The 15,206-nt window shown below is 45.7% G+C and carries 17 protein-coding genes; 9 read left to right on the forward strand and 8 right to left on the reverse strand.

All coding sequences use genetic code 11. The features are described from left to right. Window positions 1-9: 9 nt before the first annotated feature. Window positions 10-717 carry an HAD family hydrolase gene (locus H6F74_RS06635; RefSeq protein WP_190438115.1) on the forward strand — a complete coding sequence of 236 codons (708 nt, stop codon included), beginning with the start codon at window positions 10-12 and terminating at the stop codon, window positions 715-717. Here the strand turns inward: H6F74_RS06635 and H6F74_RS06640 are convergent. After that, the gene (locus H6F74_RS06640) at window positions 709-1,335 is read right to left on the reverse strand and encodes a CPP1-like family protein (protein ID WP_190438118.1); all 627 of its coding nucleotides are present in this window, start codon (window positions 1,333-1,335) and stop codon (window positions 709-711) included. The two genes, H6F74_RS06635 and H6F74_RS06640, sit on opposite strands and share 9 nt — an antisense overlap. A gap of 792 nt (window positions 1,336-2,127) precedes the next feature. Between H6F74_RS06640 and H6F74_RS06645 the strand changes: the two genes are divergently transcribed. Further along, on the forward strand, window positions 2,128-2,865 hold the full coding sequence (locus H6F74_RS06645; protein ID WP_190438120.1) for a response regulator: 738 nt from the start codon (window positions 2,128-2,130) through the stop codon (window positions 2,863-2,865). A gap of 417 nt (window positions 2,866-3,282) precedes the next feature. On the opposite strand, the gene H6F74_RS06650 is transcribed toward H6F74_RS06645, so the two are convergent. Further along, window positions 3,283-3,555, reverse strand: a complete 273-nt coding sequence (locus H6F74_RS06650) for a TatA/E family twin arginine-targeting protein translocase (RefSeq protein ID WP_190438124.1) — start codon at window positions 3,553-3,555, stop codon at window positions 3,283-3,285. Window positions 3,556-3,669: 114 nt separating this feature from the next. Continuing rightward, window positions 3,670-3,873: a photosystem II reaction center protein PsbH gene (gene psbH / locus H6F74_RS06655; protein WP_190420020.1), complete on the reverse strand. Its 204-nt coding sequence runs from the start codon at window positions 3,871-3,873 to the stop codon at window positions 3,670-3,672. Between the two features lie 83 nt (window positions 3,874-3,956). Here psbH and psbN point away from each other — a divergent pair, with 83 nt between their 5' ends. Next, window positions 3,957-4,088 (forward strand): photosystem II reaction center protein PsbN, encoded by a 132-nt coding sequence (psbN, locus tag H6F74_RS06660; protein WP_190420022.1) that lies wholly within the window; start codon window positions 3,957-3,959, stop codon window positions 4,086-4,088. Window positions 4,089-4,259: 171 nt separating this feature from the next. Continuing rightward, window positions 4,260-5,147, forward strand: coding sequence for a mechanosensitive ion channel family protein (locus tag H6F74_RS06665; protein WP_190438127.1), 888 nt, complete (start codon window positions 4,260-4,262; stop codon window positions 5,145-5,147). A gap of 31 nt (window positions 5,148-5,178) precedes the next feature. Here H6F74_RS06665 and H6F74_RS06670 read toward each other — a convergent pair whose 3' ends face one another. The 4 genes from H6F74_RS06670 to purE all read right to left on the reverse strand — a co-directional run bounded on the left by H6F74_RS06670 (window position 5,179) and on the right by purE (window position 10,528). Beyond that, window positions 5,179-6,384: a 4-hydroxy-3-methylbut-2-enyl diphosphate reductase gene (locus tag H6F74_RS06670; protein WP_190438131.1), complete on the reverse strand. Its 1,206-nt coding sequence runs from the start codon at window positions 6,382-6,384 to the stop codon at window positions 5,179-5,181. A 138-nt stretch (window positions 6,385-6,522) separates the two neighbouring features. Further along, window positions 6,523-7,437, reverse strand: coding sequence for an SGNH/GDSL hydrolase family protein (locus H6F74_RS06675; RefSeq protein ID WP_190438133.1), 915 nt, complete (start codon window positions 7,435-7,437; stop codon window positions 6,523-6,525). Between the two features lie 444 nt (window positions 7,438-7,881). Further along, complete coding sequence (locus H6F74_RS06680) at window positions 7,882-9,492, reverse strand: ammonium transporter (RefSeq protein WP_190438138.1); 1,611 nt, start codon at window positions 9,490-9,492, stop codon at window positions 7,882-7,884. A 514-nt stretch (window positions 9,493-10,006) separates the two neighbouring features. Continuing rightward, complete coding sequence (purE, locus tag H6F74_RS06685; protein ID WP_190438141.1) at window positions 10,007-10,528, reverse strand: 5-(carboxyamino)imidazole ribonucleotide mutase; 522 nt, start codon at window positions 10,526-10,528, stop codon at window positions 10,007-10,009. Window positions 10,529-10,556: 28 nt separating this feature from the next. On the opposite strand from purE, the gene nagA reads away from it, so the two are divergent. The 5 genes from nagA (at window position 10,557) to H6F74_RS06710 (ending at window position 14,253) form a co-directional block, all read left to right on the forward strand. Then, the gene (gene nagA, locus H6F74_RS06690) at window positions 10,557-11,759 is read left to right on the forward strand and encodes an N-acetylglucosamine-6-phosphate deacetylase (RefSeq protein ID WP_347269484.1); all 1,203 of its coding nucleotides are present in this window, start codon (window positions 10,557-10,559) and stop codon (window positions 11,757-11,759) included. 221 nt (window positions 11,760-11,980) lie between these two features. Then, window positions 11,981-12,667: a magnesium protoporphyrin IX methyltransferase gene (gene bchM, locus H6F74_RS06695; RefSeq protein ID WP_190438144.1), complete on the forward strand. Its 687-nt coding sequence runs from the start codon at window positions 11,981-11,983 to the stop codon at window positions 12,665-12,667. A gap of 39 nt (window positions 12,668-12,706) precedes the next feature. Further along, window positions 12,707-13,126 carry a hypothetical protein gene (locus H6F74_RS06700; RefSeq protein ID WP_190438147.1) on the forward strand — a complete coding sequence of 140 codons (420 nt, stop codon included), beginning with the start codon at window positions 12,707-12,709 and terminating at the stop codon, window positions 13,124-13,126. Window positions 13,127-13,170: 44 nt separating this feature from the next. Then, window positions 13,171-13,548, forward strand: coding sequence for a DUF423 domain-containing protein (locus H6F74_RS06705; protein WP_190438148.1), 378 nt, complete (start codon window positions 13,171-13,173; stop codon window positions 13,546-13,548). A 69-nt stretch (window positions 13,549-13,617) separates the two neighbouring features. Continuing rightward, window positions 13,618-14,253, forward strand: a complete 636-nt coding sequence (locus H6F74_RS06710; protein ID WP_206756293.1) for a transglutaminase family protein — start codon at window positions 13,618-13,620, stop codon at window positions 14,251-14,253. Window positions 14,254-14,334: 81 nt separating this feature from the next. Here H6F74_RS06710 and H6F74_RS06715 read toward each other — a convergent pair whose 3' ends face one another. Further along, entirely contained in the window at window positions 14,335-15,114 is a 780-nt protein-coding gene (locus H6F74_RS06715; RefSeq protein WP_190438156.1) for a nucleotidyltransferase domain-containing protein, read from the reverse strand. Between the last annotated feature and the right edge of the window lie 92 nt (window positions 15,115-15,206).

The raw sequence follows: 15,206 nt of genomic DNA on the forward strand, positions 1-15,206 counted from the left end.
GTTAAGCAAATGTTAAGACTTATTACAGACTTCGATGGCCCGATTATGGATGTTTCGGAGCGATATTACCAGGTTTACCAGTTTTGTCTGGAGCATACGAAACGCCAAGATCAGCCTGTGAGAAAAATGTCTAAGGAGGAATTTTGGAGTTTGAAGCGATCGCGTGTACCAGAGCTACAAATCGGCATTCTCTCCGGTTTAGATGAAGCGCAAGCCAAGGAATTTGCCGGACTGCGCCGTCAAACTGTGCATACGCTCCCCTATATGACATACGATCAACTAGCTCCGGGAGCTGTAGAAGCTTTAGAAAAAGTACAGCAAGCTGGCGTCGATTTAGTAGTTATGACCATGCGCCGAGAGCTAGAGCTTGAATATGCCTTCAGCCGCTGCGATGTAGAGCGTTTTTTCCCTAAAGACCGCTGCTATCGACTTAGCAACGACTACGTTAAGACTCGCGACATCGACGACAAACCTTTGCTGATGGAACGAGCCATCAAGGAATTACCACCCGCGACTGATGTGTGGATGGTGGGAGATACTGAGGCAGATATTATATCAGCTAAAAAACACAATGTCAAGGTAATTGCGGTAACTTGTGGGATACGCGAGCGCGCCCAACTAGAGCAATACCAACCAACAGAAATAGTCCACGACCTCAGCGAAGCCGTGGATTTAGTTTTGAGTCAGTCGCAGCCAGAAGAAATCCTTCTAGCGTAGAAAGCTGCTGACCAGCCAGAGGATAATAAACGTCACTACTGCCTCGAATTGATTAGCACTTACACCGATAGAGGAAATTTGCTCCAAGAGCAGACTATTAAACAGCGTTCCCAATCCTATACCCACCAACAACCCAAACAGCGTCAGCAGTATAGCGCGACCAAACTTTCGCTCTTTGCGATTGACAAAGAATAAAGTTAATCCGGCTCCCAAAGCCATATTCATTGGCAGCATTGAATCATTCGTACCTGGGTAGAGGAGACTCACGCCGCTCAATAGTAAAAACAAACCGCTAGGCCAAATAACCTCCTGTAAACTAGGCGTATCCACCAGCCGAGATAGCCAAGCCCCAGAACGGTTTACCGGAGGCGGAGCAAAATTGGGAGCGGGTGTTTCTCGCCGTTCTGGGAAACGAATCCGTTCAGGAACCTTAATTCTTCCCTCTTGGCGCATTTTAAGACGCTCCATTAAAATCGCATCGTAGGCAGCTTCCATAGTTTCCAGAAGCTCCTTTTGCCCATGATGCTCTTGAAGGAGACGCGATCGCGCCTCCTGAATTTCCTCAAACGTTGAGTCTTCTGTCAGCCCAAGCTTTTCGTAGGGATTTTGCTCGCTCATCCAAAACCTCCCAGAGATCCATTATTTATATCAGTCTTCATCGAATTTATTCTGCTGCCAAAGAGAAAAACCCTCAACATTCCCCTATGTTAGTTTCTAGCAACAAAAGAAAATGTTTACGCTCCAGACCCACGAGTTGCAAGCACTGTGTAAGTTAGCACAAGCGTGTTAAGCTAAGTGGCCGACACCCCCTCTACTCCCGGTTACTATAAGCATATTGCTCCTAGTACGCACCGTGGCCAGAGATGTTCTGTAGCTTTTTTCGCATGGAGTTGTCATAAATTAATACATTTGACAAAGTAGCTATACATTTTCCATGAAGTTTTGCCATACTGGTTCATTGTTCTGTACCTTTCAAGTCCACAGGTACTGCAAAAAGAGCAGTTAACAGGTTTGCCTTGACCGGGTGAAACTCATCCCCCTGCAAGTTAGTTTAGCCTGATCCTTCGACTCAAGCACTTGAGCCGAAAAACACTTTTACTAGCTCACTACCCCAGCCATCAGATGATTCCTCCCAGTGCGATCGGTAAAATTCATCTTTTTAGCCAAAAAAGACATAAAACAACCCGTTTAAACCTTAATTTTGGAAAATTGTCCATTACAAGATATTTTCATCGCCTGGAGCGAGCGCCGATAATTGTCTAAAATGCTCATTACGCCATTAGGTTGGGAACACTAATTAAAGTGGGGAACTTGTGTTTAAGCGAAAATGAGCGCAAATTCTCCCCACGCCGCTCTTTGCTGAACACCTCTTTTGTCCGTTAATCATAATCCAGTTTTTAGTGGAAAGTTATGGTCATGGCTTCCGCAACTCACAAAATTCTTGTCGTGGATGACGATCCTGCCATCCGGAATCTCATTCATCGGTTTTTAAGTCAGCAAAACTATCAAATGCAGTCTGCTGAAGACGGGAAGACAGCCCGCGCCGTCTTTGAGCAATTCAACCCGAACCTGGTGATTCTAGACGTGAATTTGCCGGACACGACTGGCTATCAACTTTGTAAGGAATTACAGGAACGCACAGATGTCTTGGTGCTGCTGTTGACAAGTCGAGCCGACGAAAACGATAAAATCCACGGGTTCTTGCAAGGCGCGGATGATTACATCACCAAGCCTTTTAGTTTAGGGGAACTGGGTGTGCGGGTAGGAGCGCTTTTTAAGCGTCACCGACCCCTGAAAGTTGCTGAACAGCAACGTTTGATCTTTGACAAACTGGTTATCGATCCAGTGCGTAGGGAAGTGAATATTAGCGACCAGCCAATCCCCCTGACCGCCTTAGAATTTAATTTGCTACATTTTCTAGCGAGTCATCCGGGACGAGTTTGGCGACGAGCAGAGTTGATCAAAGAAGTTTGGGCTTCCGAGTACATCGGAGATCCAAGAGTGGTTGACGTTCATATCGGCCAGATTCGCCGGAAAATTGAAATTGATTCGGCTCAGCCGGAGCTAATTCAAACCGTTCGGGGGGTAGGGTATAAGTTTGAGGTACCCAGTACAACTGAGCAGAATGGCAAAACAGAGCGCGTTTAGGGGTACGTTTTGGGGATATCTACCATTTTAGATTTTGAATTTTGGATTTTTGGAACCAAAGTTTAGAGCGAGTTTTAGTCAATCAAAGATGAAAAGCCTAAAACTGAATGGCGTTATGCCTGCTGTCTGCTTATGAGTTTTATGCTGGGGGCTTGTAGCCCCTGCTATTTCCCCAAAGGTTAAATCTACTAACCTAAGTGTTGGTGTCGCTGCTTTGTTAACCAACTGTTTTACCAATATTGCCCCAGCTTTAAAGCTTTGTCTTTCCTTGAGACAGATTTTGCAGCAGTACGAATTTCTGCCAGTGGCTGCTAATTAATAGAATTTAGGTAGATAGGAGCAAAGAAGCGATCGCTTCTGGCGCGATCGCCCCCGTTACATACTTTCCAGCATCTGACTAGAAACTAGATAGAATATTTAGCCTTGTTGAGACGAGCTTGTGGCATGATTCTCAGAATTCGTGTCTGCCACTTTCTCACTTTCAGACGAGGGAAGGGTTTTTACTACTTGTTCTAAATTTTCTGCTTCCCGCTTAAACTCGCCCTCAAACTCTCTGGATGCTTCCTGAAACCCTCGAATTGCCTTACCCAGGCTGCGACCAACTTCTGGCAACTTCTTGGGGCCGAATATTAAAAGAGCCACAACCATTATCAGCGCCATTTCCGGCAGGCCAATGCCAAATACATTCATAGGTTTTTTCCTGCTTTCCTGACAAAAAAAACCCGGCATAGCCGGGAAAACTCGCGTGTTCTTCACTCACGGCGTTAAGCAAAGCCCCAAGGCTCTGAGCCTTGTAGCAGTTTATTAACCGCCTAGGCTTTTCCAATCCACATCCACACCGTCAATCAGGAGTGTGGAGTTGTAAATTTGCAAAATAATCAGCAAAAAGACGAAAAATAGCGCCATGAAAACACCCATCAATCCAGTCGTACCCCAACCGGGAGCGACTTTTCCATATTCGGAGTTCAGGGGTTTGAGTCTATCTCCTAACCAAGTGCGTTGTGCCATAGATTACTAGCGACCAATCTCGACTGAAATTTTTAACGTTTTGTAATATTGTATAAGATAAGCTCTCATAAATTATTCAACCTATGGAACCCGCAACAGTTCTTAGCATTAGTATCTGTGCTTTTGTCGTCGCCATTACTGGACTTTCAATTTATACCTCTTTTGGCCCTCCTGCCAAGGAATTGAGCGATCCGTTTGAAGATCACGAAGACTAAAACTCACATTAGCCGTTGATGGGCGCTTACAAAAATCAAGCCCGCCTGCGCGGGCTAAGCATTTTTGATGATTTCCAGAAACGCCTTTACGCCAAAATAACTAAAGAAAAAACAGCTTTGCCTGTATCTTCTGATATTGTTCTCCAGAGTTGAGATGATTTTAACGCGCCTATGACTGCTCTGCTCAAAGAAATTCAACAGAGCCTGTTAAACACGATGGGTTATACCATTGAGGCGCTACCGGGAATTTTTCTAGCGATCGCGGTTCTCTTTTTAACCCGTTACGGAGCTAATCTGGTGCGACAGATGGTCGCTAGAATTGGCAGGCGGGCGCTGAAAAACCCATCCCTGCGAGTGCTGCTAATGCAGACTTGTTTTGTTGGAACCTGGGTGGGGGGAGTTCTCTTTGCCTGTGTTGTTGCCTTTCCAGACTTGCGACTGGGTGACATCATTGGATTGCTGGGTCTGGGTTCTGTGGCGTTTGGCTTCGCCTTTCAAGATATTTTCAAAAATTTCCTGGCGGGAGTGCTGCTGCTGTTGCAGGAGCCTTTTCGGTTGGGCGATCAGGTGATTGTAGAGGGTTTCGAGGGTACTATTGAAGAAATTTCGATTCGCTCTACCCAAATTATGACTTATCAGGGAGAGCGAGTGGTACTGCCAAACGCGATCGTCTTCACTTCTCCGGTGCAGGTGCTAACTGCTATGACTCACCGCCGGACTGACTTGGAGATAGGAGTAGATTACAATACGCCAATCCCCCACGCGATCGCTACCCTCCAGAAAGCTGTGTCTGAAGTCGAGGGGGTTTTGCCAAAACCAGCGCCAGAAGTGGATGGTGTGGGCTTTGGTGATAGCTCAATTAATCTGGTGGTGCGCTATTGGACATTACCGCAAAAGATAGAGGTGCGCCGCACCAGAACCAAGGTAATGATCGCGCTCAAAGCAGCTTGCGATCGCGCTGAAATTAACATTCCTTACCCAATCCGCACTCTTTACCATTACGACCAGCAGCAGTTTAATGATGCTTTCCCAGTCTCCGATGGTAAGATGGATAGTTAAAATTTTGTAGGGTGGAAGCCCACCCTAGCTTTTAAACCAGCGCCACAGCCTTCGACTCAAAAATCTTCTCGATTACGTCCTCCACAACCTTATCGGGAGTTGAGGCTCCAGAAGTAATTCCCACTACAATTGAGCCAGCGGGTAGCCAATTCGGCTTTACTTCCAAATCGCCATGCAGCGGCTTATGCTCCACGCGATCGCCTGGGCCAATTCGTTCGGCGCTGTCGATATGATAAGACGGAATCCCCCTCTCAATGGCTATTTCTTGCAAATGTGTGGTATTGGAAGAATTGAAACCGCCAATCACCACCATTAAATCCAGCTTTTCATCTACTAGCTCAAACATTGCATCTTGGCGCTCTTGAGTAGCATCGCAGATAGTGTTAAAGCTTTGGAAATGCTCCGAAAGATTGGTGGGGCCATACTTTTGCATCATCGTCCGCTCAAATAGTTTACCGATTTGTTCGGTTTCGCTCTTAAGCATCGTCGTCTGGTTAGCAATGCCAATTTGCTCTAAATCTTTATCTGGGTCAAAGCCAGCCGAATAAGCGCGCTTGAATTTCACCATAAATTCATTGCGATCGCCCCCGTTGAGAATATAGTTAGCGACATACTCAGCTTGTGCCATATTTAGCACTACCAGGTACTTATCAGCAAAAGAACTGGTGGCGACTGTCTCTTCGTGGTTGTATTTACCGTGGATGATGGAAGTGTAAGCTTTTTTCTTGTGTTTCTCAACAGTATTCCAGACTTTGGAAACCCAAGGGCAAGTTGTATCAACAATTGTGCAACCCTTATCGTTGAGCAGTTGCATTTCCTGAACACTGGCACCAAAGGCTGGTAAAATCACCACATCACCAGTATCGACTACAGAAAAATCTTTTTTCCCTTCCTCCAAGGCGATAAACCCGACTTGCATTTCCTGCAAGCGCTTATTGACAGAAGGGTTGTGAATAATTTCGTTAGTAATCCAAATTCGCTCGCTGGGGAAGTGGCGACGGGTTTCATAAGCCATTGCTACGGCGCGTTCCACACCCCAGCAAAAACCAAACGACTGTGCTAACCGGATGGTGACATTACCGCGTTTCAGGGTGTAGTTGTTTTCCCGAATTTGCTGAATTAAATTGCTTTGATATTCTGATTGGAGGACTCCGGCGACTTCCTCTTGATGACCAAAGCCCTTGCGATGGTAGTTCTCAGAACTGTTTAATGACCGTTTGAAGGCTTTTGTATCCATTTAGCCGTTTCCTGTGTGTTCTCTCTTATCTCCTTGTAAATCATAAATTGCCTGGATGCGTAGGGAAAGGTAAATTACCCTCGCTTCCTCGTTCCCAGGCTGAGGATGAGAACGAGAGAAACCAGAGGAAGGAGAATTTTAATTAAATTTGGCATTTGCGGGTTCTAGTTGCAGCCCCATGAACAGCACAAGCGCCGAACGCCAGACTAAATAGCCTTGAGAATTCAGGTGTAAGCCATCGGTAGTCAAATCGAGTTGCAAATCGCCTTGAGAATTGCTAAAGAGGGGATACAGGTTGAGATAATTGACACCTTCTGAACGTGCGATCGCTTCTAGTTGTTGGTTAATCTTGCGGATGCGACTGTTGGGGACTTCCGACAAGCGATCGCGTGCGCGAAAGGTTGACCTAGCTCCACTGTGAGGCAAAATCGACTGAATCACAATCTCGGCTTGGGGATGAACTCGCCGCAGATACCGGATAATCCGTCGCTGATTCGCCAAAATTGTCTGGTCTTTCCCTCCCCGAAGCAGATCGTTAATGCCAATCATCACAAAAATCGTACTCGGTTCAGTTTGGTCAAATACATATAATCGGTTGAGCAACCCAGCGGAAGTATCGCCAGAAATTCCCTGATTTAGCCAAGTGCGATCGCCCCTAGTCCCCGAAGGAGCATCGCTTGGTAATAGCTCAGGAGGAAACCATAAACTGAGGGAATCCCCAGCTAGGACGGTTAAATTTGGCGGTTTGTTTGCTGCTATTACCTCAGCTTCTCGCCCCAGCAAAGCCACCCACTGTTGATAAGACAACTGGTGGCGTTGTCCTAAGGTTGGTTGGGGAGCAAGGGTTTTACTCATCAGGCTGGTAGAGAGATCCGGCGGAGTTTGCATCTGCGATGTAGAATCGCTAGATTGAAATCTGACTGGTAGCCACCGATCCCGATTCAGCAACAGGATCGTTGTTAGCATCAGCAGCCCGTTAGTAGCCAAGGAAATGAAAGCCCAAGCCGGAATCAAGGTTTTCGAGCGGGTAGACACACTTCTCAAATTCAGCATTTGAATTTGATTTTAAAGGCTATCAGCAATAAATTTGTTTAGTTTCACTCACTGGTAAAACTCATCCCCCCTCCGAATTCATCTTCATAACCTTTAGGACTTACGCACTAGGAACCAGGAAATCAATTTCCTGGCCCAAAGCCCAAGTCAGTTGAAACTGACTAAAAAACCCGAACCAACCCATTTCAATGGGTTTGGGCTTTGAGCCGGAACTTTAGTTCACGGTAAGTGCGTAAGTCCTGAACCTTCCTCACCATGTTCGTTGATATCCATTCTTTACATTTCGGCTTCTGTTTTGGGTCGCAGACCGACTGTAGCATCTAGGATTTTGAGAATGATGAAGATCCCAGGGGCGGCGATAATGTACGCGATCGCTCCCAGAAAAAGAAAAAGGCAAAAGAAAAAATTCTTTTGCCTTTTCCTTATACTTATTAGCCTTTGCCTTTACTTGACATACTCTCCCGGTGAATTTGGCATTCCACCGTGCTTACCAGTCTCAGCAAAACCACCTGCACTTGCTTCCTTGGCAAATCCGCTGTAGGCTTCCATACCGTGTTCGCCGATATCCAAGCCTTCAAACTCCTCTTCAGGGCTAACTCGGATACCAAGGGTTGCCTTAAGCACCATCCACAAGATTGTACTCAGTAGAACTGTCATGCCGCCTACTGAAACAACGCCAATCAGTTGAGTGATGAACTGTCCAGGGCCACCGCCCAACAGTAACCCTTTCGCTGGGCCAAGACCGTCGCCGTACCAGGAGTAGACACCAGGGCCGACGCTGAATAGACCCACTGCCAAACTACCCCAAATACCACAGACAAGGTGAACCGAGGTAGCACCCACTGGGTCATCAATCTTCTGCTTGTCAAAGAAAGTGACAGCGAAAACTACCACAACTCCGGCAATCGAACCAATGATCAAAGCACTACCAATGCTGATGAAAGCACAGCCGGCTGTAACCCCCACCAAGCCAGCCAAGATGCCGTTGATAATCATCGACAGATCCGGCTTACCCAGGTACAACCAAGCTGTAGCTGTAGCGGCGATTCCACCCGCAGCTGCTCCCATGTTGGTTGTCAGCGCAATGTGAGTAATGGCATTGGGATCGGCAGCCATTGTGGAGCCTGGGTTGAAACCAAACCAGCCCAACCAGAGAATTAAACAGCCCAAGGTGGCAATGCTCAGGTTGTGACCTGGGAAAGCAACACTCTGCCCGTCTTGATATTTTCCTAGGCGCGGCCCCAGGAATGCAGCTCCCATCAAAGCTGCCCAACCACCAACCGAGTGAATTACAGTTGAGCCGGCAAAATCCCAAAATCCTCGCGTTTGTAGCCAGCCACCACCCCAAATCCAGTGTCCGGTGATTGGGTAGATAATACCTACGAGTATGAGGCTGAAGATTAAGAAGTCAACAAACTTAATCCGTTCCGCAACTGCTCCAGAAACAATTGTGGCGGCGGTTCCAGCAAATACTAGCTGGAACAAAAACTTAGCAGCTAAAGGGACGCCAGCCCATTTGAGAGAGCTAAAGACGCCTTGATAGGCATCGTTTGTGGCGGGACTGTTATCGGCTCCGCCTAAGAAAAATCCATTGAGTCCGATGAAGGGGTTGCCATCTCCGAACATCAAGCCAAAACCAATCGCCCAAAAAGCAACGGTAGCCAAAGCAAACACGATCAAGTTCTTGGCAAGAACGTTGACGGCGTTTTTCTGGCGGCAAAAGCCAGTTTCTAACATACAAAAACCAGCGTTCATAAAGAACACTAGGAAGGCAGCGATCGCTACCCACAAAGTATCCAATGCTACCTTTAGCTCCGCCGTTGTCGGGCCAGCGGCTGCTGGAGCATCTTGAGCAACTGCCGAGTAACCCCACAGCATCACAATGATTGTGGCTATAGGAATGCAAGCTTGCCAACTCGGAGTTAACCTCTTAATAGCAGTCTGTAACTGCTTCCACATCATGGCGCTCCGAGGGGAGTAAGGTAGCCCATTTGAAGAAAGTCGCTTACTTTTAGTCCTCGACTTCTTCTTTTTTATCTTTAGTCTAGAGATCATCAGTGCAGTTTCCTTGCCGCTTAAAACACATCCAACAGTTTCGCAATCGGGGTAAATCTAGCCCTCTGAAGCGGTAAATGACCTATTTGTAGAAACAACCCCACAGGGATTCAAGACGCTATTGGCGTTTGGAAAAATTGTAATTTTGCCTTTTAAGTCCTTAGATTTTGTATTTTCTTCATCACAAATTCTGTATAATAGAATACAGTTCCCTATTTCAGACTTTAGAGAGTTGACCAAAAAATAATTTTTCCAAAGTCTTAGCTACAGGCAGTTGTAGCCTGTAGCTAAAGTATACCTTTCGGGGGATGAATAAAATCTAGAGTAAGATATTACAATATTTCTAACTCATTGAGTGTAAATTTTTATATAGAACCGATTGGGTAAAAAGTTTTAATAATTCGTCTGATTGCTGCACAAAAATGTTGTACGATTTTGTTTGAATCGTGCAACGCTTAAATTTATAAAACTTGCTAGGGGCAAGAATTTCACAATCCTTGTATCAGAATTCCTATTAAAGCCTTTCCTCTAAATACTGCTTGTAGCCCAGTTCATCTAGCCGCCCTTGCTTTTCCATGACAGATTGGGCTAAATTTTGGCGATACTGCTGGACTCGTTCAAGTAATTCTGGTTGGTGGGAAGCTAATATTTGCACAGCCAATAAACCAGCATTTTTCGCATTGCCAATAGCGACAGTGGCGACGGGAATTCCCCCTGGCATTTGCACAATGGAATAGAGAGAATCGACACCCTGCAAATGGCGAGAAGCTACTGGCACTCCAATCACAGGTAAGGGTGTTAAAGCAGCAACCATTCCCGGCAGATGGGCAGCACCACCAGCACCAGCGATAATAACTTTAATGCCGCGTTGGTGGGCGTGTTGGGCATATTCTACCATTCGTTCAGGGGTGCGGTGGGCGCTGACGATCGCTACCTCGCAGTTTACGCTGAATTCTTCACAGACTGCGATCGCGTCTTGCATAGTAGGCAAATCGGAATCGCTGCCCATGATAATACCAACTAGGGGTTGAGTCATGCGATTTTAGATTTGGGATAATCGAATTGTGAATATTATCAACGTTAGACTGCCTGGATATCAAGGATTACAGGAAATTTCCGTTACACAAGGCACAATTGAGAAAATCTCACCGATGCGCGTCTTTGAAAAAGGAATGCGATCGCCAGATGGAGAAGTCTTAGATGTAGGCGGCGAGTGGCTTTCTCTGGGAGGCGTGGATTTGCAGATTAACGGGGCGCTAGGCTTAGCATTTCCAGAAGTTAATTTAGAAAATAGCAAGAAAATACCCGAAATTTCTAAATTATTGTGGGAACAGGGCGTAGATGGATTTTTGCCCACTATCGTCACAACATCAGTAGAGAATATACAGCGATCGCTATCCATTTTCGCTGATGCCTCCTCCCAGCAGAAAGATCAAGCCAGCGCCCAGATTTTGGGAGTTCATCTAGAAGGGCCATTTCTGAATTACCAAAAGCGCGGCGCACACCCAGCAGAGTATTTATTGCCTCTGACAATTGACAACGTGAAGCGAATTTTAGGGGATTACGCCAGTATTGTCAAAGTAATCACCTTGGCACCAGAACTAGATGAAACTGGGGAAGCAATAGAGTATTTGCGATCGCTTGGCATTACCATCAGTCTCGGACACTCCCAAGCCACAGAAACTCAAGCGCAACGTGCCTTTAACACGGGTGCAACAATGGTGACTCATGCCTTCAACGCCATGCCCAGTTTACATCACCGAGAACCCGGATTACTCGGAGCAGCAATCGTCCATCCTGACGTAATGTGTGGTTTAATTGCCGATGGTCAGCACGTCTCCCCGACAATGATCCAGATGCTGCTACGCGCCAGCGACTACGAAAAAGGCATATTTTTAGTTAGCGACGCATTATCACCATTAGGGCTACCAGACGGCATTTACCCGTGGGATACTCGGCAAATAGAAGTAAAAAATGGTACAGCAAGATTACCAGATGGCACCCTTTCGGGGACAACATTACCGCTGTTGGTGGGAGTGCAGAATTTAGTCAAGTGGGGGATTTGTCAAATAGAGGATGCGATCGCGCTAGCAACCATAGCACCTCGTCGCGCCATAGGGTTGCTCAAAGAACCATCAAAACGCGATCGCCAAAAAAACAACGAAACCAGCCCCTACCTCAGCCAACCCGCTCATCAACTGCTGCGCTGGCATCTAGACGAAGCAACCAAAGAGCTAACCTGGCAACGCTTATTTCCCAATGCTTAAGGTACTCAGATGCACAAAGCCCTGGCAAAGATTTTCACGGCTATACAGAATCTCATCCGAGAAGGGTAAACTAACGGAGAATCAAGGCAATTGGAACCTGCGTAGGCAGGTTTAGTTTGTCTAGCAGCGGTTTCCACCGCCTAATACGGCTCAACTAATACTACTGACCTCGCAGAATGGTAAGTTTAAGCGTTGGGAACAGTTAAACAAAAACCAATTTCATGAACGCAGCAGACGACAAAACGATAGTAAAAGACTACTTCAACTCCACCGGATTCGATCGGTGGCGGCGCATCTACGGCGATGGCGAAGTTAATAAAGTCCAACTAGATATCCGCGAAGGGCATCAGCAGACAGTCGAGACTGTCATCAGCTGGCTAACAGACGATGGCAATTTAGCAACTCTCTCCATTTGCGATGCGGGATGTGGTGTTGGTAGCCTCAGCATTCCCCTCGCCCAAGCTGGTGCCAAACTCTACGCCAGCGATATCTCCGAAAAAATGGTAGGAGAAGCCAAAGAAAGAGCCGAAGCACTTTTAGGCAACAATAGCAATCCTACGTTTACAGTGCAGGATTTGGAAACATTGAGCGGCAAATATCACACCGTGATTTGTCTGGATGTGTTAATTCACTATCCCCAAGACAAAGCCGCCGAGATGATTTCTCATCTGTGTTCAATGGCCGAATCTCGGATAATTCTCAGCTTTGCACCGAAAACTTTAGCCCTCAGTTTGCTTAAGAAAATCGGCAGTTTCTTCCCAGGCCCCAGCAAAGCAACTCGCGCTTACCTGCACCGCGAAGCTGATGTCGTGAAGATTCTGGAAAGTAACGGTTTTGTCATTCAGCGCAAAGCAATGACTAAGACTCGCTTTTATTTTTCCCGCCTACTGGAAGCTACCCGAAACTGAGGTTAAGATCGCGGCAGTCTTGAATATATCAACTGCCCTATGAAGCTGATTAAGAAACTATCTGCGGGTTTACTACTTACCTTCGGCGGTCTTCTTCTATTAGTCCCGTTAATCGTTTTTACGATGCCAAATCAGGATGCTAGTCCGGAGGATAAGCAGGAAGATAGAGAGGCTGGTTTAGGAGGTTTAGTTTTAGGGCTACCCGCAGTAGCTTTGGGAGGATGGCTGGCAAGGGGATTGCAAAAACAACACTCCAAAGAAACACGCGATCGCCTCCAGTCTATCTTTTATCAGCTCATCCAAGACGGCGACGGCACCATTACAACATTGCGCTTTGCAGCAGAGGCGCAGCTATCAGGGAAGGAAGCCAAGCAGTATTTGGATGAAAAAGCGAAAGAGTTCGATGCCAATTTTGATGTTAATTCAGAGGGAGGAATTTCCTATCGATTCAATCTTTAGCATTTAAAATTGAAGAGAACTACTCTTAGGACTCACCTGAGAAAATGACGCGGATTTTTTTGAGTATAGCCGCCATCCTCGGCGCTACATCTGTCGCCCTTGGTGCTTTTGCTGCCCATGCTTTAAGGGAAAAACTAACTGAAAGGGCGACAGAAATTTTTGAAACTAGCGCTCGTTATCAGATGTACCACGCTTTGGCGCTGTTACTGGTAGCATTATTATTAAGTCGTGCCGAAGCAGCACAATCAAACCTGGTGGCAGCTGGATATGCCTTCATCGTCGGCGTGGCGTTGTTCTCTGGTAGTTTGTATGCTTTGAGTCTTACAGGTGTCAAATGGCTGGGAGCAATTACTCCACTAGGAGGAGTAGCATTTATTGTAGGCTGGGGTTGCCTGTTTGTCGCCGCCCTCAGTTTTAAATAATTAACACAATGTAAGACTTTTTCTTAGCCCCCTTTTCAAGGGGGGTTGGGGGGATCAAATATTTTAGCCTTGCCAAATAAAACCAGTATAAATCCAATGAAATTAATACCTGAACTTAATAACCTTGAAGAATATCTAGCTCCCTCAGAAGTCATCGACTATAACATAAAAAGCATACAAAATATCGCCAATAACTTATCGGACAATGTTGGAAATGATGGCATTCATTTAGCTAAAACGGTATATGAATATGTTCGAGATGAAATCTCCCATTCATTCGATATAAACAGCGATACCGTCACCTGCAATGCTTCCGATGTTTTGAAATACAAACAAGGCATTTGCTATGCAAAATCACATTTACTAGCTGCCATCTTACGATACTTAAGAATTCCCACCGGACTTTGTTATCAAAAGCTTATTTTAGATGACACTGATAAACCGTGGTTCACCTTACATGGTTTGAACGCAATTTATTTGAAAAGTTTAAATAGATGGATTAGAGTTGATGCCCGTGGTAATAAAAAAGGAGTAGCAGCAGAATTTAGTCTTGATACAGAAATGCTTGCATATCCTGTGAGGGAAGAACTAGGCGAGAGAGATTACCCCACCATTTATGCAAAAGCGAATAAAAATGTTATTAAATCTCTAAAGAGTAGTAACAACCGCGAAGATTTAATTAAAAATTTGCCTCTTGAATTATAATTATACCTATTAATTTTAGGTTGAGCGGTAGCAAAACCCAACGCCCACAAGTATTTGTTGGGTGAGGTTCCTCAACTAAACCTACCCTAACTTGTTTGTAAAAGATGCTAACCGTACCCTTACCAGCAAGTCATTCAGCGCAGGCTTGGCAGAAGGCGATTCCGGTAGGGTACTGTTTTGACTCGCCTCTTCTAATTCACCTAACAATCGTTCATATTCGCTCAGATGAAATGCCATATCAGCATTTTCCAAAACAGATTTTTCTGCTCCTGCTAACTTCCGCTCAATCAAGTCAGGAATGTAGGGTAATTTGAATAATTCATTCAACTGCACTAAATTGGCTTCGATTACACCCGTTCGCATCAGATGAATGCCAGTTAATAACACCCGATAAACATAAAGCAGGGGTTTAACTCGCCGCCGTTCTTCTTTGGCAAAAAGTTTCCATTGCGTCTGAGCAAAGCCTAAATAATGATGGCTATGATGGCGAATGATGCAGCCTTTGGCAATGTCTTTCAATTCCTCGTGTTCTGGCGTACTGTGCAGAATTAAAGGCGAATATAGTTGCTCTAAAACATAGCCATTCTTTTTGAGTAATAGCGAAAAAAACTTTTTGACATCGTGAGTTACCAGGTCAATTTCTAGCTTGTCGCGTAATTCTGAGACTTCAATAGTTTCCCGTCCAGTATCTAAGCCAACAACCTCTGATACTGGCAGAATGTGCGAACCACGTAAATCATAATCAGAATCAGGCGACGGGAAACCATACAGATGTGCGCCGCTGATTGTGGCAAATAAAAGCGGGTAGGGTTGTTCAGAAATTACCGGGAGTAGTTGCTGCGGCTCTACCGAACATAGTATGTAAAATAAACTGAAACTAGCTGGCAAAATGCCAAGTCAGAAAACTTCTTAATTTGAAATTGTTGAAGTTTCTAAACCCATAACCTCTTCGT

Origin of the sequence: Trichocoleus sp. FACHB-90 (assembly GCF_014695505.1) — a bacterium.
GTDB classification, from domain to species: Bacteria; Cyanobacteriota; Cyanobacteriia; order Cyanobacteriales; family FACHB-T130; genus Funiculus; species Funiculus sociatus.